Origin of the sequence: Vibrio sp. HB236076, from assembly GCF_040957575.1 — a bacterium.
Taxonomy (GTDB): Bacteria; Pseudomonadota; Gammaproteobacteria; order Enterobacterales; family Vibrionaceae; genus Vibrio.
In genome coordinates, this window is the sequence record NZ_CP162601.1 from 1,628,483 (window position 1) to 1,649,752 (window position 21,270).

The 21,270-nt window shown below is 44.7% G+C and carries 27 protein-coding genes and 3 tRNA genes; 12 read left to right on the forward strand and 18 right to left on the reverse strand.

Annotation, left to right across the window (positions count from 1 at the left end; translation table 11 throughout):
• Window positions 1-14 precede the first annotated feature (14 nt).
• Genes AB0763_RS07120 through AB0763_RS07130 form a run of 3 tightly spaced genes read right to left on the reverse strand, consistent with a single transcriptional unit; the run spans window position 15 to window position 956 of the window.
• On the reverse strand, window positions 15-254 hold the full coding sequence (locus tag AB0763_RS07120) for a hypothetical protein (RefSeq protein WP_306100058.1): 240 nt from the start codon (window positions 252-254) through the stop codon (window positions 15-17).
• 25 nt (window positions 255-279) lie between these two features.
• Window positions 280-561, reverse strand: a complete 282-nt coding sequence (locus AB0763_RS07125) for a putative quinol monooxygenase (protein ID WP_306100059.1) — start codon at window positions 559-561, stop codon at window positions 280-282.
• An 8-nt stretch (window positions 562-569) separates the two neighbouring features.
• Window positions 570-956, reverse strand: coding sequence for a tautomerase family protein (locus AB0763_RS07130; protein ID WP_306100060.1), 387 nt, complete (start codon window positions 954-956; stop codon window positions 570-572).
• 145 nt (window positions 957-1,101) lie between these two features.
• On the opposite strand from AB0763_RS07130, the gene AB0763_RS07135 reads away from it, so the two are divergent.
• The 5 genes from AB0763_RS07135 to AB0763_RS07155 all read left to right on the forward strand — a co-directional run bounded on the left by AB0763_RS07135 (window position 1,102) and on the right by AB0763_RS07155 (window position 3,626).
• Window positions 1,102-1,524, forward strand: a complete 423-nt coding sequence (locus tag AB0763_RS07135) for a VOC family protein (protein ID WP_306100061.1) — start codon at window positions 1,102-1,104, stop codon at window positions 1,522-1,524.
• 30 nt (window positions 1,525-1,554) lie between these two features.
• Complete coding sequence (locus AB0763_RS07140; RefSeq protein WP_306100062.1) at window positions 1,555-2,163, forward strand: bifunctional 2-polyprenyl-6-hydroxyphenol methylase/3-demethylubiquinol 3-O-methyltransferase UbiG; 609 nt, start codon at window positions 1,555-1,557, stop codon at window positions 2,161-2,163.
• Window positions 2,164-2,178: 15 nt separating this feature from the next.
• Window positions 2,179-2,586 (forward strand): VOC family protein, encoded by a 408-nt coding sequence (locus AB0763_RS07145; protein WP_306100063.1) that lies wholly within the window; start codon window positions 2,179-2,181, stop codon window positions 2,584-2,586.
• 180 nt (window positions 2,587-2,766) lie between these two features.
• Window positions 2,767-3,213, forward strand: coding sequence for a GNAT family N-acetyltransferase (locus tag AB0763_RS07150; RefSeq protein WP_306100064.1), 447 nt, complete (start codon window positions 2,767-2,769; stop codon window positions 3,211-3,213).
• 71 nt (window positions 3,214-3,284) lie between these two features.
• A complete protein-coding gene (locus AB0763_RS07155) occupies window positions 3,285-3,626 on the forward strand; it encodes an SH3 domain-containing protein (RefSeq protein WP_306100065.1) in 342 nt (113 codons plus the stop codon).
• A 102-nt stretch (window positions 3,627-3,728) separates the two neighbouring features.
• Here the strand turns inward: AB0763_RS07155 and AB0763_RS07160 are convergent, their stop codons facing one another.
• From AB0763_RS07160 to msrA, 6 genes are all read right to left on the reverse strand, one after another.
• Window positions 3,729-5,093, reverse strand: coding sequence for an L-serine ammonia-lyase (locus AB0763_RS07160; protein WP_306100066.1), 1,365 nt, complete (start codon window positions 5,091-5,093; stop codon window positions 3,729-3,731).
• A gap of 56 nt (window positions 5,094-5,149) precedes the next feature.
• Window positions 5,150-6,079 (reverse strand): LysR family transcriptional regulator, encoded by a 930-nt coding sequence (locus AB0763_RS07165; protein ID WP_306100067.1) that lies wholly within the window; start codon window positions 6,077-6,079, stop codon window positions 5,150-5,152.
• Window positions 6,080-6,139: 60 nt separating this feature from the next.
• A complete protein-coding gene (locus tag AB0763_RS07170; protein WP_306100068.1) occupies window positions 6,140-7,333 on the reverse strand; it encodes a M20 aminoacylase family protein in 1,194 nt (397 codons plus the stop codon).
• A 91-nt stretch (window positions 7,334-7,424) separates the two neighbouring features.
• Window positions 7,425-7,895 (reverse strand): hypothetical protein, encoded by a 471-nt coding sequence (locus tag AB0763_RS07175; RefSeq protein WP_306100069.1) that lies wholly within the window; start codon window positions 7,893-7,895, stop codon window positions 7,425-7,427.
• 5 nt (window positions 7,896-7,900) lie between these two features.
• Window positions 7,901-8,731 carry a DUF3100 domain-containing protein gene (locus AB0763_RS07180; RefSeq protein WP_306100070.1) on the reverse strand — a complete coding sequence of 277 codons (831 nt, stop codon included), beginning with the start codon at window positions 8,729-8,731 and terminating at the stop codon, window positions 7,901-7,903.
• A gap of 465 nt (window positions 8,732-9,196) precedes the next feature.
• Entirely contained in the window at window positions 9,197-9,742 is a 546-nt protein-coding gene (msrA, locus tag AB0763_RS07185) for a peptide-methionine (S)-S-oxide reductase MsrA (RefSeq protein WP_306100071.1), read from the reverse strand.
• A gap of 185 nt (window positions 9,743-9,927) precedes the next feature.
• Between msrA and AB0763_RS07190 the strand changes: the two genes are divergently transcribed.
• On the forward strand, window positions 9,928-10,341 hold the full coding sequence (locus AB0763_RS07190) for a thiol-disulfide oxidoreductase DCC family protein (RefSeq protein WP_306100072.1): 414 nt from the start codon (window positions 9,928-9,930) through the stop codon (window positions 10,339-10,341).
• A 152-nt stretch (window positions 10,342-10,493) separates the two neighbouring features.
• Here the strand turns inward: AB0763_RS07190 and AB0763_RS07195 are convergent, their stop codons facing one another.
• From AB0763_RS07195 to AB0763_RS07220, 6 genes are all read right to left on the reverse strand, one after another.
• Window positions 10,494-10,709, reverse strand: a complete 216-nt coding sequence (locus tag AB0763_RS07195; protein WP_306100073.1) for a TIGR02450 family Trp-rich protein — start codon at window positions 10,707-10,709, stop codon at window positions 10,494-10,496.
• A 129-nt stretch (window positions 10,710-10,838) separates the two neighbouring features.
• Complete coding sequence (locus AB0763_RS07200) at window positions 10,839-11,828, reverse strand: alpha/beta fold hydrolase (RefSeq protein ID WP_306100074.1); 990 nt, start codon at window positions 11,826-11,828, stop codon at window positions 10,839-10,841.
• Window positions 11,829-12,040: 212 nt separating this feature from the next.
• Window positions 12,041-12,117 (reverse strand) — tRNA-Val (locus AB0763_RS07205).
• Window positions 12,118-12,140: 23 nt separating this feature from the next.
• Window positions 12,141-12,217, reverse strand: a tRNA-Val gene (locus AB0763_RS07210).
• Between the two features lie 30 nt (window positions 12,218-12,247).
• A tRNA-Val gene (locus AB0763_RS07215) sits at window positions 12,248-12,324 on the reverse strand.
• A 148-nt stretch (window positions 12,325-12,472) separates the two neighbouring features.
• Complete coding sequence (locus AB0763_RS07220; RefSeq protein WP_306100075.1) at window positions 12,473-13,171, reverse strand: DUF2726 domain-containing protein; 699 nt, start codon at window positions 13,169-13,171, stop codon at window positions 12,473-12,475.
• A 193-nt stretch (window positions 13,172-13,364) separates the two neighbouring features.
• Here AB0763_RS07220 and metA point away from each other — a divergent pair, with 193 nt between their 5' ends.
• The 3 genes from metA (at window position 13,365) to AB0763_RS07235 (ending at window position 15,496) form a co-directional block, all read left to right on the forward strand.
• The gene (metA, locus tag AB0763_RS07225) at window positions 13,365-14,306 is read left to right on the forward strand and encodes a homoserine O-succinyltransferase (protein WP_306100076.1); all 942 of its coding nucleotides are present in this window, start codon (window positions 13,365-13,367) and stop codon (window positions 14,304-14,306) included.
• 147 nt (window positions 14,307-14,453) lie between these two features.
• The gene (locus tag AB0763_RS07230; protein ID WP_306100077.1) at window positions 14,454-15,146 is read left to right on the forward strand and encodes a hypothetical protein; all 693 of its coding nucleotides are present in this window, start codon (window positions 14,454-14,456) and stop codon (window positions 15,144-15,146) included.
• A gap of 122 nt (window positions 15,147-15,268) precedes the next feature.
• A complete protein-coding gene (locus AB0763_RS07235; protein ID WP_306100078.1) occupies window positions 15,269-15,496 on the forward strand; it encodes a glutaredoxin family protein in 228 nt (75 codons plus the stop codon).
• A gap of 77 nt (window positions 15,497-15,573) precedes the next feature.
• Here AB0763_RS07235 and AB0763_RS07240 read toward each other — a convergent pair whose 3' ends face one another.
• Window positions 15,574-16,455, reverse strand: coding sequence for a LysR family transcriptional regulator (locus tag AB0763_RS07240; RefSeq protein ID WP_306100079.1), 882 nt, complete (start codon window positions 16,453-16,455; stop codon window positions 15,574-15,576).
• A gap of 249 nt (window positions 16,456-16,704) precedes the next feature.
• On the opposite strand from AB0763_RS07240, the gene AB0763_RS07245 reads away from it, so the two are divergent.
• The 3 genes from AB0763_RS07245 (at window position 16,705) to AB0763_RS07255 (ending at window position 19,219) form a co-directional block, all read left to right on the forward strand.
• On the forward strand, window positions 16,705-17,907 hold the full coding sequence (locus AB0763_RS07245; RefSeq protein WP_306100080.1) for an MFS transporter: 1,203 nt from the start codon (window positions 16,705-16,707) through the stop codon (window positions 17,905-17,907).
• Window positions 17,908-18,061: 154 nt separating this feature from the next.
• Window positions 18,062-18,616, forward strand: a complete 555-nt coding sequence (locus AB0763_RS07250; RefSeq protein WP_306100123.1) for a DUF1415 domain-containing protein — start codon at window positions 18,062-18,064, stop codon at window positions 18,614-18,616.
• 24 nt (window positions 18,617-18,640) lie between these two features.
• On the forward strand, window positions 18,641-19,219 hold the full coding sequence (locus AB0763_RS07255; protein WP_306100081.1) for a nucleoside triphosphate pyrophosphohydrolase family protein: 579 nt from the start codon (window positions 18,641-18,643) through the stop codon (window positions 19,217-19,219).
• Between the two features lie 194 nt (window positions 19,220-19,413).
• Here AB0763_RS07255 and AB0763_RS07260 read toward each other — a convergent pair whose 3' ends face one another.
• Both AB0763_RS07260 and btuC read right to left on the reverse strand, forming a co-directional pair.
• Window positions 19,414-20,247, reverse strand: a complete 834-nt coding sequence (locus tag AB0763_RS07260; protein ID WP_306100082.1) for an ATP-binding cassette domain-containing protein — start codon at window positions 20,245-20,247, stop codon at window positions 19,414-19,416.
• Entirely contained in the window at window positions 20,234-21,247 is a 1,014-nt protein-coding gene (gene btuC, locus AB0763_RS07265) for a vitamin B12 ABC transporter permease BtuC (protein WP_306100124.1), read from the reverse strand. The genes AB0763_RS07260 and btuC overlap by 14 nt, the downstream gene beginning before the upstream one ends.
• Window positions 21,248-21,270: the final 23 nt, after the last annotated feature.

Genomic DNA, 21,270 nt, shown 5'->3' on the forward strand with positions numbered 1-21,270 from the left:
TTTTTTAAAAACATTTAGTCAAGATGATCAGGTGTGTGGAGATTTGTCCCACACACTTCGCATTTATAGTCACCAATAGGCTCACCAGACATTAGTATTCCTGAAATAGAGGTAAGCAATCCAGAAAAGAAACCTTTTACTTCGTTATCTTGTGGTTCTTCTGGTTTAGAAAAGCTCTCATACTGATGTAATGTAACTTTTTTACAGTTACAGCAAAATGCTTTTGTTTTTTCCGAACCGTAGGTTTGTGGCATTCACAACGCTCCTTAAAACTACTTGCTATGTATCCTGTTCTTCAATTGTATAACTGCGTTTAACATTGGTTGTGATTTTCCCCCAATCAGATCTGCTAACCCTTGTTTGGTGATGCTCAAATGCGATCTTATCTGTAAACTCTTCGTATACGCTAAATCTCGTTGGAATCTCACTCTGAATAACATCAAAGACCAAACACCCTTTTTCGTTTCGAGTTAATTCAATGTGCTTAACAAGAGCATTTTTGACCACTTCTAATTCATTATCAGGGATTTCAATGTATCCAGACAGAACTACTTTACCCATTTACTCACCTATACATTCACATTGTATGTTAGGTCTTGAACATCATCACCTGTCATACCACGAAAACCCCAGCAATGAGGTGGTTGCTCTTTAAGTGTGATTTCAATATCAACAGGGGAAACACCAAGTTGATCTTCAATGTTCAAAAATAGCGCCTTAATCAGTGCCTTTTTAGTTTCTACTTTTCGTCCTGCCATCATATTAATTTCAATGACAGTATAAGCATCGCTTCTACCCGATGGGTAATAAAAGTCCGATTTATCAAGCGGAACAATTCGATGAGCACGCTTGCTCTCTGGTAGTGCCAAAACTTGTGTCATAGATGCTTGAATTACATCTGATAGTTGAGCCTTGATCGGGTTTAAATGCTCTTTGATTCCATAAATTACTATCATTGTTCCTCCTTTGAACGTTTAACTGTTGCCCGCAATACAGTGATTCACCCTTGTTAAACAAATAACATAGCTTGTCTCTTAACACTATCAGCTTGTATTGTAATAATAAATTGTTAAATCACATGATCTTAAAGGAATAAAATTCATGAGTGAGTATTGGAATCCGATGGTTCCTGAGCTATCAGTCAGCAACTTTGAAAAATCCCTTTCGTTCTACTTGGATATTCTCGGTTTTTCAGTTCGCATAAAGCGTGAAAACCCTGATTTCGTCTACCTTGAACAAGAACAAGTTCAAATTATGTTAGAACAAATCAATGATGAAGGATGGGTAACTGGTGAACTCATTGCTCCATTAGGAAGAGGGATTAATTTTCAAATCGAACTAACAAATTTGGACCCGTTGATAAAGCGTCTTCAACATCACGAAGTTAAACTGTTCCGTGAGCTGAAAGAATCATGGTATGACATTGGAGATAGATTATCAGGAGAGCGAGAATTACTTGTCCAAGACCCTGACGGTTATCTTTTGAGGTTTACTCAACATCTTGGTGAGAAAGCAAAAGAATAAAATGAGAATTAATGATACAGGGAGTAATTAATGGACGAAAATCAAAAGCTATGGCGAGAATACTACCAAAAAGCTTTATCACGACCTCACCTCAAACGGACTGAGTTTGCGATTAAGCTAAACCAATCAAAGATCAATATCGCTACTGATTGTGGATGTGGTACTGGTAGTGATATTGATTATTTAGAGCAACAGGGCTATCAAGTTCACGGCTTTGATATTAACCCTGACTCTATCGGTATCTGTAATGAAAGATTTAGCTCAAAGTCTCTGATCGGCATTTCACAATCTTCATTTGAATCATACGATTACCCACAAACAGGCGTTCTCATTGCCAATTCAAGCTTATTTTTTGCTAATCCAGAAGAGTTTGCTGAGACTTGGCGCAAAATTGAAGCATCAATTGCGATTGGTGGTATCTTTGCTGGCGATTTTATGGGGTTCAAAGATAGTTGGGCGAATAACTACCGCAGCCCAACAACGCCACTGTCAGAAAGTCAGGTAAGAACGTTATTCGACAATTTTGAAATCATCAGATTTGTTGAACGTGATGAAGATTCCGAAACAGCTTTGGGTGTAATGAAGCATTGGCATACCTTTTCGGTGGTGGCTCGAAAGATTAGGTCAAATGGACGATAGAACAAAGGAGTTGTTATGACATTACGAGTAGTGCCAGAACTGTATTGTTTAGATATCAATGCCAGTAAATTTTTCTTTGTCGATCTATTGGGGTTCTCTGTTAAATATGAACGTCCCGAAGAAGAATTTGCTTATCTAACACTGGACGGTGTTGATTTGATGCTTGAAGGTATTTCAGGCGATAGCCGAAAGTGGATCACTGGTGAGCTTGAACATCCATTGGGTAGAGGTGTCAATTTTCAATGGGATGTGGTTAATATTGACTCTCTATACCAGAAAGTAGAAAACCATAGTCCTGATTCAATTTATCTGGCAATGGAAGCAAAATCATACAAATGTGGTGATTCAACTATCACTCAAAAGCAGTTCATCGTTCAGTCACCAGATGGTTATCTATTTAGATTTTGCCAAGATATAGGGTAAGCGTGGTTCGCTGACAATTTGATAGTAATAAATCGCTTATAATAGTGAGGTCAGCAGTAGGGGTAACTTTCGATGATAGAGTGTAAGTCGAATTTTAAATCGATATTTTTGACTAAACATTCATATAAATATGTGCTTTTATAAGTATAACGGTTAACGAAAAAAGACAAGGAAAGTTATATGCACATAACAAAAGCGACATTGGAAGACCTTGATAGCCTAATTCCATTGTTTGATTTATATCGTCAATTTTACGGGCAAAGCTCTGATCTAATTAAAGCATCAGCATTCATCACTGAAAGATTGCAAAATTTAGACTCTACACTTTTCATTGCATTTGATGACACAAATGCGCCTATCGGGTTTGTGCAACTCTATCCATCATTCTCATCTGTCGCAATGAAGCGAATGTGGTATCTCAATGATTTATTTGTTATCCAGTCAGCCCGAAAACAAGGAGTTGCTAAGGCTTTACTGAATAAGGTTAAAGAGTATGCCGAAACAACCAATGCACTTACAGTTAAGTTAGCTACTGCATCAGATAATTTTGTAGCCAAGAAACTATATGAGTCCGAAGGTTATTCAAAAGTAGTTGCGTTTGAACACTATACACAACGAGTTGAGTAATTGCTTGATTAAAGGTGTATATCAAGAACTCGTATTACTCGGACTGGAAAGAATAGGTAAAGAAAAAACAAATGGAAGTTATAGTCATTGAAGAACACATCTCCCACTACCCAAATCCATTAGATCTTAAAGCTGGTGAACAGCTTAAATTAGGTCGTATAGATGACGAATACCCTAACTGGATTTTTGCTACAACACAATCAGGAGTGAAGGGATGGGTCCCTGTTCAGTATGTCGAGAGAGTTAAACAATCAAGTGTAGGTTTACTTACGCAAGATTATGATGCTTATGAATTGAATACAATTCTCAATGAAAAATTGCAGGTTTTGTTTGAGTTAAACTCATGGTATCGAGTAAGTCGCTCTAACGGTGAAATTGGTTGGATTCCAGTACATAGCGTACAAGAAGTATAGTTATAAAAAGAAAGCCGTAAATTCTCACTTACGGCTTAATGACTTTAAGTTATTGATTTAACTTTGAAATTGGGTTTTATTACAATTTGTTAATCAAGTGGTTTATTGACACAGGTTGATCAACGCAAGCCCACCCAGTGACGTTTCGCGATATTTACGATTGATGTCTTTTCCCGTTTGGTACATTACCTCAATTACTTTATCAAGTGAGACAATAGCCGAGCTAGTCCTTTTCATCGCCATACGAGCGGCATTCACCGCTTTCATGGCTCCCATGCCATTGCGCTCAATACAAGGGACTTGAACCAACCCCATCATAGGATCACAAGTCATGCCCAATGAATGTTCCATGGCAATTTCGGCAGCGATGCAGACCTGATCGTTAGTACCACCAAATAAAGCCGTTAAACCGGCCGCTGCCATCGAAGAGGAAACGCCGATCTCACCTTGACAGCCAACTTCTGCCCCCGATATCGAGGCATTGGTTTTGTACAAAATACCAATAGCGCCACAAACCGCAAAAAACGCTTTGATCTGTTCCTCTTCTAAAGGTTTTACCCTCTGATGGTAGTACATCAACACGGCGGGAATCACCCCCGCCGCGCCATTGGTTGGTGAGGTGACAACCTTGCCCCCCGCCGCATTTTCCTCACTCACAGCAAAGGCAAATGCACTGATCCAATCCATTTCTGCTAACGGGTCTTGGCTTTGCTCATCGGCCGTCAACGATTGATACAGTGAAGGTGCCCGCCTTGTCACATTAAGCCCCCCATCCAGTACACCTTCGGTATCGAGACCGCGCTGGATACACGTTTGTAACGTTTGCCAGAGTGCATTGACTTGTTGATCAATGTGCGATTGGCTGCGAAATGTCTTCTCGTTGGTCAACACCAACTCGGCAATGGATAATTGATGCGCCTTAGCTTGTTCTAATAAGGTTTGCGCCGAATCAAAGGGCAAAGGGACCGAATCCCCAATAGAAGGCTCACGGTATGCTTGCTGCCATTGCGACTCGCTCACAATAAAGCCCCCGCCCGTCGAATAATAGGTTTCTTGTTGCAATGATTTATTCGCATCATCAAAAGCATGAATCGCCATTCCATTTTCATGACGATCTAATGATGTGTCGTGAAACACCAAATCACGCTCCGGGTCAAAGCGAATCGTTTGGATTTGATCTAAACACAGATGGCGATGTTGCAAAGCCATATCGAGTGATTGATTGGCATTGCCAATATCAATCGTATCAGGCTTGTAGCCCATCAACCCCATCATGCAAGCTCTGTCGGTGTGATGTCCTTTTCCAGTTAACGACAAGGATCCGTATAACTCAATGCGTATTCGTGAAACTTGAGCCATCTGGGGTTTGAGCTGTTGAACAAAAAGGTATGCCGCCAACATTGGCCCATTGGTATGAGAGCTCGAGGGGCCAACGCCCACTTTAAAAATATCGAACATAGAAAGCATGATCGTTCCTTATTCGCGGTTTAAGTGACACGGTCACAACTGTGAGTCCAGTATCGTTAATCGTCGCCAGGTTGAGGGGCACCAGCGACATTAAAAGCTTGCATATGATTGATAATACACCGTTTCATCGCATTGACAGAAGCACCATGAGCGCGGCCACGCCGCACCACCATATCCACCTTGGTATCCAATGAATGCATGCCCTCAATATCAATCGCCTTAAACAATCCCTGGCGAAGCTCTTTCGCAATACACACGGTAGGCAATACCGTGGCACCTAAGCCCGCTTCGACGTAATTTTTGACAACATCAAAGGAGTTACACTCCAGCGCGATTTTAATTCGGGCACCTTGCCTGACACTGTAGAGATCCAACGCTCGGCGAATACTAAAGGTTTGATTCAACACCGCCAAAGGAATATCAGACAGTTGCGAAGCCGTGCATTGAGGCCAATGAGCCCATTGACTTTGATTGGGGATCACCAAGCTAAGCGCCTGAAATAAACAAGAGTGAATAACTTCAATTCTCGAGTCACACTGCGCATTGAGCAATACACCAATATCCGCTTCATCATGCAAAATACTGTCGATGACTTCATCACCGCCACCAACATTTAATACCAGTTTTACCCCGGGGTATAAACGGCTAAATTCACTCACGACACCATGGGTAAAATCTGAAATAAACCCGCCGCCAATCGACATTCTCAAGGTACCGGTTTTTAGGTTATCCAGCTCTGACAACTTAGTCAGTAAGGCATTTTGCCTTTGGTTGATATCTTGAATAAAAGCAAATAATTGACTGCCAGCTTCGGTGAGTTTAATCCCCCGCCCGACTCGCTCAACTAAGGAAATATCGAGTTGTGCCTCGAGTTGAGCTACCTTGCGACTGATGGCGGAAGGCGAAACGTGCAACACTTCTGATGCGGCGCGAATGCTTCCTGTTTTGTACACCACTTCAAAGTATTTTAGTGCGCGTTCGTCCATGTTTCTTTCTCTCAATGTGGGTGACGTACCTGTCCTTATCTTGAGCGCACTCTTTTAGCCCTATTGATCGATATTGACCGTGGGTGACGACAATAAGCGCTTGACAAGCTTGAGCCAAAAGTTAGTGCCGTGGGGAATGATCGCATCATTAAAGTCGAAATGGGGATGATGTAAATTATAGCCATGACTGTCATCACCACTCCCCAACCAGATATAAGCGCCAGGGCATTGCTCAAGCATAAAAGCAAAGTCTTCTCCCCCCATACTCGCCGGTGGGTCCAATAACACCTGTGAGATTTCAGCCATGTCAGACAGTACGGCAAAACACTGCTTTGCTTGTTTGGCGTGGTTCACGGTTGCTGGGTACCGCCTGGTATAGGTTAACGACGCCTGACACCCTTGCGCCTTAGCAATGTGCTCAACTATCTCCGTCATACGTTGTTCGAGTTGATCGCGAACCTCAGGGCAAAAAGAGCGCGTCGTACCTTTTAAACTGACCGAATCTGGAATGACATTATAGGCGTGCCCGGCGTTGATCTGGGTGACACTCACCACACCGGCTTTTTGCGGGTCTAAGTTACGGCTAACAATGCTTTGCAGTGCGTTGACTATCAAGCTTGCAGCATAAATGGGGTCGACGGTTTGATTGGGCATGGCGCCATGGCCACCTTCCCCTTTAACGATTAAATCGAAAGTATCAAACGCCGCCATCACGGGCCCAGTATGCACCGCCGCTTGCCCAACAGGCAGCGCTGGCCAGTTGTGTAAACCATAGACGGCTTTCATGGGAAAACGCTCGAATAAGCCATCCTTAATCATGGCTTTGGCGCCAGCTTCATTTTCTTCTGCTGGCTGAAAAATACAGTGCACTTTGCCATAAAACTGTCGAGACTTCGCAAGGCAGATGGCCGCCCCTAGCAACATAACAGTATGACCATCATGCCCACAAGCGTGCATTTTTCCGGGGTAATTCGAGCAATACTCGAATTGATTGAGTTCACTGATATCCAAAGCATCCATATCGGCGCGCAATCCAATTGCATCGCCGTCGCCCAATTCACCATGTATGGTTGCAATGACTCCGGTCCCCGCTAATCCTTGCGTCAACTCAACATCATATTCACTGAGCACTTGTGTGATAAAGTTCGCCGTTCTTATTTCTTGATACGCCGTCTCAGGATGGGCGTGGAGATCACGACGCCACGATGTAAGATCCAAATGAAAATCAGAGTTTTCTTGTACATAATCAAGCATGAAATAACGCTTCCTTGTTGTTAAAAGGCAACCCAAGCACACAGGTTGCCCTGTCAAGTCTCATTGGTATTAAAGTAAAGCCGAGACCCTTTTATAATAAGGTATTCGCCACAATTGCAGATCCAATATAAGTCCCAGTAAAGACTAAGACTGCAATAATAACAATCTTTATCCCTGCTGACTTAAAGGTCGTTATCTCTTTTTTACTGATAGCCAATCCTGCATAGGCCAATACCGGACTCACTAAACTCAAAAATGAAATATTACTCAAGTGCTGCAAAATCCACGGAGCCAGTGGTGAGACCGGTAAGGTAAGGCCAACACTAATCACTGATAACCAGGCTACAGAAGGTAAATAAAACGGCATCACTTTCGCGACGATCAAACTGATCACAACCATCGAGAACAAGATCAACATACCAGGCAGTGCTGACCAGGGCGCAATGCCCGTACCAGACCAGTTACTCAATAAGGAAACCAAACACACAATCGCCAACACTTGGGTATAATCGGTTAAGTTAATGGCACTATTGGGGTTATTTTTGCTCGTTAATTCAGACATAAGTGTTACTCCGCCGTCGCTTTTGTTGAGGTTGTATTAAGAGATGAGCACCAAGAATACAGCTTTTCAGCTAAGGGCAGCGCAATAAATAGCCCAACAAATAAACCACTGGCATTGGTCAATAAATTGCTCGCGCCTGCCAAGGCGAGAATGTCATTTTTCAACTCAGGGACCACTTCGCCAAGTGATGCAGAGCAAGCTGCCGTCATACTTCCACTACCCACACCACACGCCATCGCTAACGCACGAATATCAAACCAACCTGTTGATGCCAAAAAAGAAGCGAGCAACGTAAAATACAAGGTACCAAACATGGTGCCCATGACGTAGATCCCCATAACGCCGATCCCTTCAGGGCTTTTTAGACCGTATTTGTCTGAGATAAGGGCGATATTGGGCTCACGAGCAATCGAAAAGCAAGCGCCTATAGACTCTCTTCCCATTTTTAAAACTAAAATAGCAATAGGCATGGCTATCAATAAAGTGCCTAGGTTACCGAGTTCTTGAAAAATCATGGCAGGCCCAACGGCGAGGATTTTATCTAACGAAGGCCCGATTAAAGTGCCAAACTTGGCTAAAAATGGCAGAACAGAAATGATAATTATCGGGGTTGCCTTGCTCGATTGCTCTGTGCTCAGTACTGCCCTAGCTTTATTAACGACATTCGGGTTAAGTAATAAACCGAAGATAAAAGCGTAAAAAAGCGGCAACAAGACAATAACAATGCCACTGAATAAGGGAATTTTCAAAACGCCAATTTGCTCAGCGAGTACCGACATACCGATCACCAAGAGGTGAAGTTTCCAGTTGACTAACTGGTTTTTTAAACCGTCCATAGTTTTGCATCCTTTTGATTGCCCCACTACCGCGCAATATAACGTGGCAGGGGTAAGCTTATTGATCCTTTTTAGTGACAGGCTTGGTGACATGGCACAGCATATTTAATCTGTTAATGCCAACACAATAAACATCACTAAATTTGATTAAATCACAACCAATGACGGCAAAAAAGTGCTTTATAACCAACAAACCGTTCTAAAAAGTGCAACGATAATAAAAACGTCAGGGGCGGAGTGAAGCGAGGGAACCGAAGATAATTAAAGCGGGCTCGGCGACAAGACTCACAAAAGACAAGCGGAGTTTCGCCATCAAGGTCATCGTTGTAGGCAGAGCAAGAAGGCAGTGATGTCGAAATTCAATCGGCAAGCATCACAAAAACGACAATCCCCCAGACGCAGTCGAGCGCCGAGGGCATGGTCATTTATCGCGATGGTCTAAGCAGCATCTACATTGGAGATGACTCAGGCATCTGAGCGTAAACGAGAGGCAAAAGTCTGTTTAAATTTAGCGAGTTTTGGAGCAACGACTAAAGAACAGTACTGATTTTGTGGATTATTTTTAAAATAATCTTGATGATAATCTTCCGCTGGGTAGTAATTGTTGATCGCCACCACTTCCGTGACAACAGGATCCGGCCAAATCTTCTCTTGACTCATTTCGGCAATGATCGCTTCAGCAGCCGCTTTTTGTTGGTCGTCGTGATAAAAAATCGCACTGCGGTATTGGGTGCCAACGTCATTGCCTTGGCGATTTAATTGGGTCGGGTTGTGGAGCGCAAAAAAGATTTCTAGCACTTCTCGATAACGGATCAATTCCGCGTCAAAAGTCACCTGCACCACTTCCGCATGACCGGTCTGGCCAGTACACACTTGCTCATAAGTCGGGTCTGGAGTCTCTCCACCTGCGTAGCCAGAAACCGCACTAATTACCCCTTCAACTGTATTAAACGCAGACTCGATACACCAAAAACAGCCGCCTGCCAATGTTGCCACTTGTAAATTTGACATTGTCATTCCTCTTTTCTTTAACCGCTTAATTGTGGAGGCAAAATTTGGCGAACACAAGTCATCCAAATCGTTTTTTTTATCGTAAAAAAACATATCTAATTTAAGTTTAGTGACACAAAGCCTCAATCAATCACGAGTGTTCAACCACACTTAACACCACGATTTTCAAACAGCCATGAGATAGAATGATGATTATATTTTACGACGGTGCCTGTCCGCTCTGCCTCGCTGAAATGCGCCATTTAAAAAAGCGCGATAAGCAGCAAAGATTAACTCTGGTTGATATTCAATCCGCTGAGTTTCATCGCGATTACCCCAATCTTGATTGGCATCAACTCAACGCCAGAATTCATGCATTACTTGATAACGGAACGCTCATCAGTGGCTTGGATGTCACACACCAAGCGTGGAAAGCCGTTGGGCTGGGCTGGATTTATGCCCCACTGCGCTGGCCCCTTATTCGAGTGGTTGCCGATGGTGGTTATCGGTTTTTTGCTAAGCACAGGTACGCTATTTCATACTTGCTGACGGGGAAAAAACGTCAGTGTCAAACCTGCCAACCGCCCAAACAACCTGCCAATTTGAGTAAACAAAAGTAACAAACTGAATAATGGGTAAGTCGAGTTCATTGCACTATGCTCAATGAACTCAATGTATTGGAGAAGGTAAGCCAAGATAGCGCGTCACCTCAAAAGAGCACAGATTCTACAAGCCACTTGATTGGCCTTATATCGGTCGTGTTAATCAATGATTATTTCCATCCCTGCTGCCACTGACTGGCATTTTTTAATACGCGCCAATCAATGTCGAATTGACGGCCAGAATAGACGGCTTCGAGAACACAGTGTTCAACGCTTCCTTGCTCAGTAAAAGTCACCTCACAAACGATAAAATGCTTTTCCCGTTGTAAAGGCGTGATTGCGGTCCACTTGCTGTGATAAAGCTTATTGGGGTTGAATCGATTCATGACAATGTTTCCAAAAAATGCACAACTTGGGTTTATTACGTCGCCATGGTCATTAAGTTCAATGAGCTCCTTTTTAAGCAAAGGGGCGTTCGCTATAGCAGTAGAGTAAGCCGCACACTTTTCTTTGGCTTAATGAATCGATTTTAGTATCCAAGGCCCAATCTTTTCTGATGCCTCCAGTAAGATTGAGAAATGATTTTCACCCTCAATCATCACCGTTTCTTCTTGTACACTGACATTGTAATGGCGCTTGCTAAACTCAATCACCTTTTTTGCATCAAACGCTTCATCTTGACGGCCGATCCAAAGCCCTACACGCTTTAATCCTGATAACTGTTCCCCAGGGGCATAAGGTGTCACGGCGTTGGACATGGCAACCGTATTAAAAGTCACTATTTCTGGGTGTTGCTCCAGCACGTGAGCTGGGTAATGAAAATAAACCGCTTTCGAATGTGAAAACAACCAACCGCCACTTATGGCATGTAAGATGAAGCGACTGACCTTAACCGTCGAAAATTGATAACGCTCGTCATGGTCATGGCTCGTTTTTGATCGATACCCCCAATATGGCGCCAAAAACACATACCCCTCAACGGCTAACTTGTGCTCCCAACTCGAATAATTGAGGGCTAATCCTGCACCGGCCGAATGGCCACCAACAAAAATCGGCACCTTGGGATAGCGCGTTTTTATCTGATTAACCATGGTATTAATGTCAGACCAGACTTGTTCTTTACTCGGCGTATCTCCCCGCTCTCCTTGTGAAAAACCATGGCCTCTTATATCGGGCATATACACCCCAATTGAAAAGCGATCGCGCAGCCCGACGCCAATATGCTGATATGACAGACCACTGTGAGCGCCAGCGCCGTGATAAAATATCACAATAGCGCTGGGCTCTTGAGGCAGATAAGCGCGAAATGCCAACTCGACACCATCGGTAGCCGTCATCGTTTCGATAGGCATCAACGCTTTTTTAGGGGCCTCTTGCAGCGCTTTTAGTGAGAAGAAGTCTTCAGGTTGATGAGAGGGCTCTGTGGCACTTGTTGGCAACGCAAACAAAACCAGCAATGCAAAAGACGATACCAGTAAGTTGATGTACTTTATTCTTTTTATCATTGGTTTTTACAAGGTGAGTTGAGAGTGGTAATTATAGCGTGACCTTGTTAAAACCGTCCAAAAAACAAGCCGCCATCGTGAGCAAACTCACCCATTGCTACTGTCGTATTATGGGGTCATGAGTTAGAAAATGGATATGAGGTGACAAAAGCGTATCAGATACAAAAAAGCCCGCTGTTAAAGCGGGCTTTTTAGGCTCAAAGAGCGAAATTTGGTGGGTCCGGGCGAACTCGAATCGCCGACCCCTACCATGTCAAGGTAGTACTCTAACCAACTGAGCTACGGACCCAAATTTTCACTTATCGTTAGACGTGGTGCGTCTGAGTGGACTCGAACCACCGACCCCCGCCATGTCAAGGCGGTACTCTAACCAGCTGAGCTACAGACGCATAACCGATAAGTACTGCTCTCAAGAAAGATGGTGCGTCTGAGTGGACTCGAACCACCGACCCCCGCCATGTCAAGGCGATACTCTAACCAGCTGAGCTACAGACGCTCTCTTGGGAACGAGGCTGATATTACCCACTGCAACGCACTGGTGCAAGAGAAAATTTCATTTTTTGGTGAGTTTGCTTCTAGAATGAACACTTTGCTTCGATTTTGAGCAAACACATCGCTAAGCACATGATCAATCGCACAAAAACTTACTCTTGCCACAAATCATCCACATCCACTTGGCGATTTTCACGCTCACTTTCATACACCACGTTGTAGTTCTCGGTGTAACGGCAATGAGGTTGACGACTGCAAGTAAAAAATCGGCGACCTTTGAACTCACCTTGTGAAGCAACACGGATAACCATTGGACTGCCACACTTTTTACAAAAGCGAATCTCTTTGTCCTCTTCAATCAGATCAATGTGCGCGGCCAATAACCGGCGTAACCGAGAAACTTGGTAACTGTGTTTCACCGAGGCTCCGATCAAAGGCAAGTTTGCTGACTTACAGACTTTTATCAATACCGTTTCGCGTTCTACTTTTTGCTTATCTAGCGGCTTACCATTATCAAGCTCAATCACCACACGAGGTTGTAAAGTGCGGGGATCACAAACCAAAAAATCAAAATACAAACGAGAAATACGGTTTGTGGCAATAAAACGTTGCTTTTTATTCGCAGTTTCATTGGCATTAACGACATTGAGCATGTTCACCTTAGCCAAAATGACCGCTTGCTCGCCAACGGCAGCTTTTAGTGCATTGAGAAACGCCACTTCATTTGGATTGAGGATCGCTTTATTCAATCGATACCGATGAGAGCCATCTTCCTCGGTTTTGAGGACATAGCGTTGAATCAAGAAAAAAAAGCCGACTAGCACAATGAGAACAATAAAAATGTTTACCATCCAAGCCACTCTAAAATATTGTTAACTTTCGATTTATGAATAGTAAGCACAAAGTATGACCAGCGCAAACACTCTTCATTGACTCTGGATGAACTGTGCAAAATTAGCCCCAATCACCTATCGACATCACAAAAAAAATGCAGTAACTTATAGATGTTTAGACGTCCAGAAGTAAATAGCAACGGAGAAGCTTGTGCCAATACGTATACCCGATCAACTTCCTGCCACCGATATTTTGCGCAAGGAAAACATCTTCACCATGAACGAAAGCCGTGCGGCAAGTCAGGAAATACGTCCATTGAGGGTATTGATCCTTAACCTAATGCCGAAAAAAATTGAAACAGAAACTCAATTTTTGCGCTTGCTGTCCAACAGTCCACTGCAGGTAGACGTTGAGTTACTACGTATTGACAATCGACCGAGTAAAAATACCCCAGAAGAGCATCTCAATAACTTTTACCGCCAATTTGAAGCCGTACAAAACCGTAACTTTGACGGGCTGATCATAACAGGTGCGCCACTTGGCTTAGTGCAATTTGAAGACGTCGTTTATTGGGACCACCTTGAAACCATCCTCAACTGGGCTAAAAATCACGTCACATCGACGCTGTATGTGTGCTGGGCAGCACAGGCGGGATTAAAATTGCTCTACGATTTGCCTAAACGTACTCGCAAAGAAAAACTGTCTGGCGTTTACGAACACGACAACCTAGAGCCGTACCACTTACTCATGCGAGGCTTTGATGATTGTTTCTTAGCGCCGCACTCACGTTATGCCGATTTCTCTAGTGAGTACTTAAAAAACAACACCGACCTCGACATTCTGGCCACTTCAGATCAAGCCGGTGTCTATCTGGCTTCAACGAAAGACAAGCGTCACGTTTTTGTGACTGGGCACCCAGAGTATGACGCGACGACGTTACACAACGAGTACGTCCGAGATAAAGGCGAAGGTCAAGACCCCACGATTCCCGTGAATTATTACCCCAACAACGATCCTCAACAGCCACCTCGAGCAAGTTGGCGCAGTCATGGGCATTTATTATTCTCAAATTGGCTCAACTATTGTGTTTATCAACAAACGCCTTATGACTTGGATCATTTTAGTGAAGAGGCTTTCACAAAAGACGATTAAAGCGGTGGATTTTATCGCGCCTAGCTCACACAAGGCGCGATAAATTTCTCGCTTTATACGACCGCTCTTCCAATTTTCAACGACAAATCTCCCACTTGGTCAAACTTTGCTAACGTTAAAAGATGACAACGAACCAAGTGACTTGTAATGAAAAAAATACTCTTTTTATCTCTACTCATTTCTGCCTGCAGTCACCAGCCAAATTCAGCTACGTCTTTGAACCTTGAGGCGACAACACAAACGCATTTCGCTTTAATAGACCAATATCTGAAAAACAACCAACCACAACGCGCATGGCAACACCTCAAAAAGTTCGATCCTAAAAACAACAGTCAAATTATGTGGTTTCACGCCCGTTACGCGCTAAAAACCGGTCACAGTCGGCGCGCGAAGGAGTGGTTTGAAAAAGCGTTTTTACAAGACCCTCACCTGCCAGGGCTCAAAAATCACTACGCCAGTGTACTTTGTCTTCAAGGTGACATCTCACAGGCGCTCACCCTCTGGGCAGCGCCGCCGTTTGCGTTAGAAAGTAGGCAGTTTCAAGTAGAGTTAGAAAACGCGGCGTTGTGCGCCTTATCCGACCAACGCTGGGGGCATGCCAAAAAAGTGCTCACCGAATTGATCGAATTTGCTCCGCTCAATACTCGTGCTCACCTTAACCTCGCGATGATTGCAGTTCGAGAACAACAATGGCAAAGTGCCGACCACCACCTGACTTTGCTCGAGCAAAACTTTGGCCATAATCGCGCCACGGCCAAACTGCGTGCACAAATACCTGATAGTTTTCACCAAGGTCAGTCTGCTATCCCCTCACTGGTACGTATTGAAGGTCCAGGTTAAGCCCCCAGTGGAAACGTTCCTCATCATAATGAACGTCCCTGTAAACAAGTCACTTTAATCCCTTCTCAAGCTAGGGTATCATTTCGCCTTCAACCACATCGATACCCAATGAAAGTCTAATCATGAAACGAGTTGTACTCTACATCAAAGACAAATGCCCTCACTGTAAAGATGCCCAACGATATCTTGATGCCAAGGGGATAAGCTATCGTTTGTGCAATGCCAAAATGCAACGCGGTCGCAAGGAACTCGATGCGCTAGGGGCGCGCTCAGTACCGGTACTAAAAATTGGCGATCAACTGATGATTGGCTGGCAGCCCAAAAAATTTGATACGTTATACAAGCGTTAATTATTCAAAGTACAACACCACGCCTCTTTCTCTGATGATAAGGCATTGCAACGGTTAGCCCTTTTTGTGTTCTGCGCTTATTGATACTTATCAACCCACTCTTTGACAAAATCAATAAAAGCTCGGTCGGCCAAAGACAAATAACCATCGGTGCGCCATGCCAATGCCAAATCTACCGGCACAGCGTGCTCAAATGGGATTGCGGCCAGATCGGGTTCATTATCAGTCACTAATTTTAATAACGCCGTAATAGCTTGCTCTGCTTTGACTAACGTTAAAATAACCGCAAGCAAATTGGTTTCAAACTCCAGGTGAGCGTGATACTGATAACGCTTAGCAATGCGATCCAAGTAATCGCGATGAAAATAACCCGGTTTGAACATCACATGTGGGTAAGAGAAAAAATCGTCAAAACTCACACTTTTTTGCTTGGCCAAAGGATGATTTGACGACGTAACCGCCACCATAGGTGACGAAAAAAGTCGGTCGGTAACCAGTTTATCGGACACCTCTTCATCGATAATGACACCAAGATCTAACTCCCCGTCCAATAACATTTGTCGTATAGATTGGGTACCGGCGTCGAGCAGAGAAATTTTCAAATCCGGGTAGCGCTGTTTGAACGCCATGATAAGAGGCGGTAAAAAGTAGCTCCCCATCATACTCGGCGCACCTAACCGAACTTCTCCCTTCTTCAGCCCCTTCATTTCGTCGATCGCCCACTTCGCATCTTGCAACTGCTGGCACACTCTTTTCGCATGAGGCAGTAACACTTGCCCTTCTTGCGTCAAAGAAAGGGTTTTATCGTGACGGCGAAATAGATTAACGCCTAAACTTTTTTCCAATTTTTGAATGGAAATACTCAATGCCGGTTGAGCAATGTGCAGCACTTTGGCCGCTTGAGTCACACTGCCTTGTTCGACGACCTGTACAAAATGTCGTAATGCTTTACTTTCCATCGGCGATCCTTTTTCCATCCGGTTGTGAACGCGAAACGACGCCATTCACCGAACACAAATCCATATATAAAATATATTTTGGTTATAGTTTTAATATATTTTTTAAATTACTTTTGGACCGCTACACTGATCACAAGGTTAGGGTTTTATCCGCTGACACTGATATTGCCAATGCGTTGAAAGGCATGGGTAAACTCAAATTGACAAGGCAACTCAGCCTATCATCGCTCTCCATGACAGGAAACACACATGATTTCTTATGCCAGCCCTCGCTATCGCAGCCTTGTCATCGCGCTTGCGATTGGCTCTTTTGTTGTCTTCGCTAATTTGTATTTGTTTCAACCCATGCTGCCTTTTTACGCTCAACATTTCGCCATCAGTGAAACGCAAGTCAATCTGTTATTTGCCGCGACTGCACTCGGGCTCTCAATGGCCTTAATTCCCATGGCATTGCTTTCGGAAAAATACAGTCGTCGCCGCATGATGCACTATGGGCTACTGGCTATTCCATTTACGGCATTAGGCGTATTATTGAGCGAAGCGTTTTACACCTTAGTCTTTTGGCGAGCCATCATGGGAATAAGTTTGGCCGCATTTGCTTCTGTTGCGGTTGCTTACATGGCAGAAGAGCTCGATAGCAATGCGTTTGCCCATGCGATGGGGAGCTACGTAGCCGCCAATGCTTTTGGTGGGATCATGGGACGCTTGTGTGGTGGCCTACTAACCCAATATTTCAACCCTGAAACGGCGATAGCAACGCTGTTGATTCTCTCTTTATTTGGTGTACTCCTAGTCTGGAAACTATTACCAGAACAAGAACACACCACTCTCAAAACGCCCCGTTTTTCACACCACATCGCCATTGTTATCCAACATTTTCGCCAACCGAACTTATGGTTTGCCATGCTCATCGGCGGAGTTAATTTTGCACTCTTTGTCAATTTGTACTCGGTTGTCGGGTTTCGCTTGGTCAGCGCTCCTTATTCACTCCCCATAGGACTCGCTTCACTGATTTTCCTCGGTTATTTGGGTGGGACGTTCAGCGCCAGAATGACCGGCCGTTGGCAACGCTATTTCACCTCACCACAAGGAATGAGACTGGGTTGTCTTATCAGTGTTATTGGGCTTGCCGCTTGCAGTTTTGACCCACTTTTCTCGCTTGCCATCGGCTTGCTCTTGATCAGTGGCGGCGCGTTTTTTACCCACGCACTGGCCTACGCTTGGGTTGGTCGCTGGGCCGAACAAGGTAAGGCTACGGCTTCGGCCTTGTATTTGGTTCACTATTACATCGGTGGCAGCCTCGGTGGCTTTTTATTGCTTTGGGCATGGCAACACGGTGGCTGGTTTGACGTCACCCTAGTTGCCTCATTGCTTTATCTGATGCTTTTTGCTCTCACTTACACGTTGAGCCCACCAGAGCGTGTTGCCATCACGGGCACTGCCAGCGATTAAATAACGGCCTGATTTTACAAAAATCGCGGCCTTGGCAAATATAAACGGCAATTCAGTGTCAAACGGCGAGACAATCGACGAGGAAAGCAACGCACGATGAAAAAATTTGTTATGATAAGACTTTGTCGTTTAACTAGGTAACACCATGGCTCATATTGACAGCGAGCTTGTCCATCAGCAAATTAGCACTTGGCTTAATCAAGTGGTCATTGGTCTTAACTTGTGCCCCTTTGCCGCTAAACCTCAACGAAACGGTCAAATTCATATTGAGGTCAGTCAAGCGACGGATGAAAAACGCTTACTTGACGATATCCTAATTCAATTAAAGCAATTAGATGAACTTAGCTCCACCGAGCGTGACACGACTTTAGTTGTAGTGCCCGGCTTACTAAGTGACTTTTGGATGTACAACCAATTTATTGAGTGGATAGAGCGCCTTATTATCAATGAAGGTTGGGAAGGCGTGTATCAATTAGCCACATTTCACCCTGATTATCAATTTGCTGGCACAGACGCCAACGACGATGAAAATCTCACCAACCGCTCTCCCTACCCTGTTTTTCACTTGATCCGTGAAGACAGTATGGAGAAAGTGCTCAAACACTATCCGGATCCAGAGGCGATCCCCGAAAGAAATATTGAACGAGTGACGCAACTGTCCGATGCCGAGCGCGAGCAGTTATTCCCGTACTTGTTCAAACCACAATAATTCACGATTTTAATGGATATCACCATGAAACTGACTCTTTTAACTCCTGAGCTGTTCGACCACTTATACCAGTCGATCAGTGAGTTTCGCCACACTTTTGATTTGCCCGTCAACCAACCAGACTCACTCGATGAAAACGCCGATACATTACATACTTCACTGGCGATTGAAGAGTTAACCGAACTGGCTGAAGCCGACAACAAAGTTGAACAAGCCGATGCCATTATCGACACCGTTTATGTATTGATGGGGAGACTGGTTCACTTAGGCCACAGCCAGCGCGAAGATAATCTCGCCATCAGTTACGTGATCGACTTACTGTTGCACGTAGCGAAAAACCGCGCGATTGATTTTCTGCCATGTTGGGACGAAGTCCACAGCAGTAACATGAGTAAAGTATGTCGCAACCTCGATGAGTACCAAGAAACGCACGCCTTTTATCAACAGCAAGGCATCGAAGTAGAAGCGATAGAAAAAGGCCAATATCTCATCGTTAAGTGCGCTCAAGACCACCTTAGCGACGAAAAAACGATCCGCGCTGGTAAAGTGCTAAAATCTGTCTATTACCGACCCGCTGATTTAGCGCAGCTGATGGATGCCTAATACCAATCTGCACTAAGCCTGTGGTCTATGAGAGCGCGGGAAAAACGTGAGAACAAGGCATCCCCTTTTCTTATCATTAAATTGGTATAAAGCCCGCGTTGTCATGCCCTCCCGTCATTGACAACCACAAAGCCGCAAGACCATTGGTGTTGTCGGCTTTGTGCGCGAATTGAGCCACACATTCCTCTTTGACTTCAACTAGGTTCAGTTTTCTGAGCTGGATAAAGTAAGTAAGCCTGCTGCTCATGGGTAATTCGAACCACCTCGGTATCGTACAACGCCGATAGCGCTGGTGCCGTCATTTGTTGCTCACTCGCTCCTAATGCCTGAAGCTTGCCTTGTTTCAACATCAATACCCAATGCCCTTGGTATAAAGCGCGATTTAAATCGTGATTGGCAACGATCACGCCAATACCTTGATCAGCCATCGATTGTATCAACTGATGACATTGATTGGCATGGGCAACATCCAACGGCGCCGCCGGTTCATCGAGTAGCCACAAACAGGCATCGGGATTCAAACTGGGCCACACTTGTAGCGCACTGCCCGCAAGGCGTACTCGTTGCCACTCTCCACCCGATAACTGAGTGACGGCTTGCCCCAACTTATCGGCTAAGGACAACGCCTCGACTACCTGATTCATTGCCTCTTCACACTTCGCTCGCGAGGCATTTGAAGGGCAGCTCAAGTGCAAATAGTGATAGACAGGCACGGCAAAACTCGGCATTGATTGCTGACTCAAATAAGCGCGATAACGAGCTTGCTCTTTCACGGTAACATCGAGTAAAGACAACGCCCTCTCAGAGGAGGCCGATGGGGCCTTATTGACATCGAGATAAGCCGAACTGGGGGCATTTATCAACACTTTACCTTGGCTCGATGCGGTTAACTCTCCGGACAACAATTTTAATAACGTGCTCTTTCCACACCCATTCGGACCTATCACATGCAAGACTTTTCCCAAGGGCAAGCTAAAGTCCAGCGGTTCTAAACGCGGTGCTAAACCCAATTGATTAACGGTGATCATAGTGTTTCATCAACATCCAAATAAAGACCGGCGCACCAAGTGACGTTGTCACAACCCCCAGTGGCAATTCGGCACTCTCAAGTAAGGTACGCGCCCCCAGATCAGATAGCCCAACCAAAAGCGCGCCACCTAATGCAGAGCACAGCAAAACAAAACGATGCTGTGCGCCACACAGCAAACGCACTAAATGAGGAACAATCAAACCAACAAAACTGACAATACCGGCAATGGCGACCGCCCCTCCGACTAAAACCGCGACGGCAATAATCAAGCGCCAACGCAAACGGTCTGTCGCCAAGCCAAGTTGTCGGGCATGTTGCTCGCCCATGGTCCATTGATCCAAGGCGTGTCCTTGACACAACAGCCAACACAGCGCGGGGAACATGAGCAACGAGACCCACAAATACGACCAACTACTGCCACTCAAGCTGCCCATTAGCCAATATATCAGCTGTCTTAAACTGTGTTGGTCGCTAAAATAAAACCCCCATGTCATCCCAGCGCTAGACAAAATACCCAGCGCAACGCCAACCAGCAGTAAGCGTGACGTTGACATGCGGTATCGGCGGCTAATACCAAGCAAGATTAAGGTAAACAGCAACGCCCCAAGCACGGCGCACATCATTAATGCCCATGGTTGATTAAATTGTGGAAAGCACAGCATCACCATCACCATAAGCACACTCGCACCGCCAGAGATACCCAGCACACCAGGCTCTGCAAGGGCATTGCCCAACAGGACCTGTAAACACGCACCACTCACTGCAAGGCTGGCCCCGACCAACAATGCCGACAGTAAACGCGGTAAGCGAATCTCCCAGAGCAGTGTTTCTGCTAAACCGGTTGTGTTTTGAGAGTGAAGGACAGAAAACGGTGATACCCACACTTCGCCACTCGCCAAATACAAGTACATCATCGCCAAAACCAGCACGCTGATCACACACAAGAATTGACGCTGGCGACGGCGATGTCGTTGAGCAAAGTAATCGATACTCAGCATATTGACGTTCAAAATTGAAATAA

Coding starts and splice junctions, on each gene's coding strand:
- AB0763_RS07120 (WP_306100058.1), bottom strand. CDS start 254: ATGCCACAAACCTACGGTTCGGAAAAAACAAAAGCATTTTGCTGTAAC.
- AB0763_RS07125 (WP_306100059.1), bottom strand. CDS start 561: ATGGGTAAAGTAGTTCTGTCTGGATACATTGAAATCCCTGATAATGAA.
- AB0763_RS07130 (WP_306100060.1), bottom strand. CDS start 956: ATGATAGTAATTTATGGAATCAAAGAGCATTTAAACCCGATCAAGGCT.
- AB0763_RS07135 (WP_306100061.1), top strand. CDS start 1,102: ATGAGTGAGTATTGGAATCCGATGGTTCCTGAGCTATCAGTCAGCAAC.
- AB0763_RS07140 (WP_306100062.1), top strand. CDS start 1,555: ATGGACGAAAATCAAAAGCTATGGCGAGAATACTACCAAAAAGCTTTA.
- AB0763_RS07145 (WP_306100063.1), top strand. CDS start 2,179: ATGACATTACGAGTAGTGCCAGAACTGTATTGTTTAGATATCAATGCC.
- AB0763_RS07150 (WP_306100064.1), top strand. CDS start 2,767: ATGCACATAACAAAAGCGACATTGGAAGACCTTGATAGCCTAATTCCA.
- AB0763_RS07155 (WP_306100065.1), top strand. CDS start 3,285: ATGGAAGTTATAGTCATTGAAGAACACATCTCCCACTACCCAAATCCA.
- AB0763_RS07160 (WP_306100066.1), bottom strand. CDS start 5,093: ATGCTTTCTATGTTCGATATTTTTAAAGTGGGCGTTGGCCCCTCGAGC.
- AB0763_RS07165 (WP_306100067.1), bottom strand. CDS start 6,079: ATGGACGAACGCGCACTAAAATACTTTGAAGTGGTGTACAAAACAGGA.
- AB0763_RS07170 (WP_306100068.1), bottom strand. CDS start 7,333: ATGCTTGATTATGTACAAGAAAACTCTGATTTTCATTTGGATCTTACA.
- AB0763_RS07175 (WP_306100069.1), bottom strand. CDS start 7,895: ATGTCTGAATTAACGAGCAAAAATAACCCCAATAGTGCCATTAACTTA.
- AB0763_RS07180 (WP_306100070.1), bottom strand. CDS start 8,731: ATGGACGGTTTAAAAAACCAGTTAGTCAACTGGAAACTTCACCTCTTG.
- msrA (WP_306100071.1), bottom strand. CDS start 9,742: ATGTCAAATTTACAAGTGGCAACATTGGCAGGCGGCTGTTTTTGGTGT.
- AB0763_RS07190 (WP_306100072.1), top strand. CDS start 9,928: ATGATGATTATATTTTACGACGGTGCCTGTCCGCTCTGCCTCGCTGAA.
- AB0763_RS07195 (WP_306100073.1), bottom strand. CDS start 10,709: ATGAATCGATTCAACCCCAATAAGCTTTATCACAGCAAGTGGACCGCA.
- AB0763_RS07200 (WP_306100074.1), bottom strand. CDS start 11,828: ATGATAAAAAGAATAAAGTACATCAACTTACTGGTATCGTCTTTTGCA.
- AB0763_RS07220 (WP_306100075.1), bottom strand. CDS start 13,171: ATGGTAAACATTTTTATTGTTCTCATTGTGCTAGTCGGCTTTTTTTTC.
- AB0763_RS07230 (WP_306100077.1), top strand. CDS start 14,454: ATGAAAAAAATACTCTTTTTATCTCTACTCATTTCTGCCTGCAGTCAC.
- AB0763_RS07235 (WP_306100078.1), top strand. CDS start 15,269: ATGAAACGAGTTGTACTCTACATCAAAGACAAATGCCCTCACTGTAAA.
- AB0763_RS07240 (WP_306100079.1), bottom strand. CDS start 16,455: ATGGAAAGTAAAGCATTACGACATTTTGTACAGGTCGTCGAACAAGGC.
- AB0763_RS07245 (WP_306100080.1), top strand. CDS start 16,705: ATGATTTCTTATGCCAGCCCTCGCTATCGCAGCCTTGTCATCGCGCTT.
- AB0763_RS07255 (WP_306100081.1), top strand. CDS start 18,641: ATGAAACTGACTCTTTTAACTCCTGAGCTGTTCGACCACTTATACCAG.
- AB0763_RS07260 (WP_306100082.1), bottom strand. CDS start 20,247: ATGATCACCGTTAATCAATTGGGTTTAGCACCGCGTTTAGAACCGCTG.
- btuC (WP_306100124.1), bottom strand. CDS start 21,247: ATGCTGAGTATCGATTACTTTGCTCAACGACATCGCCGTCGCCAGCGT.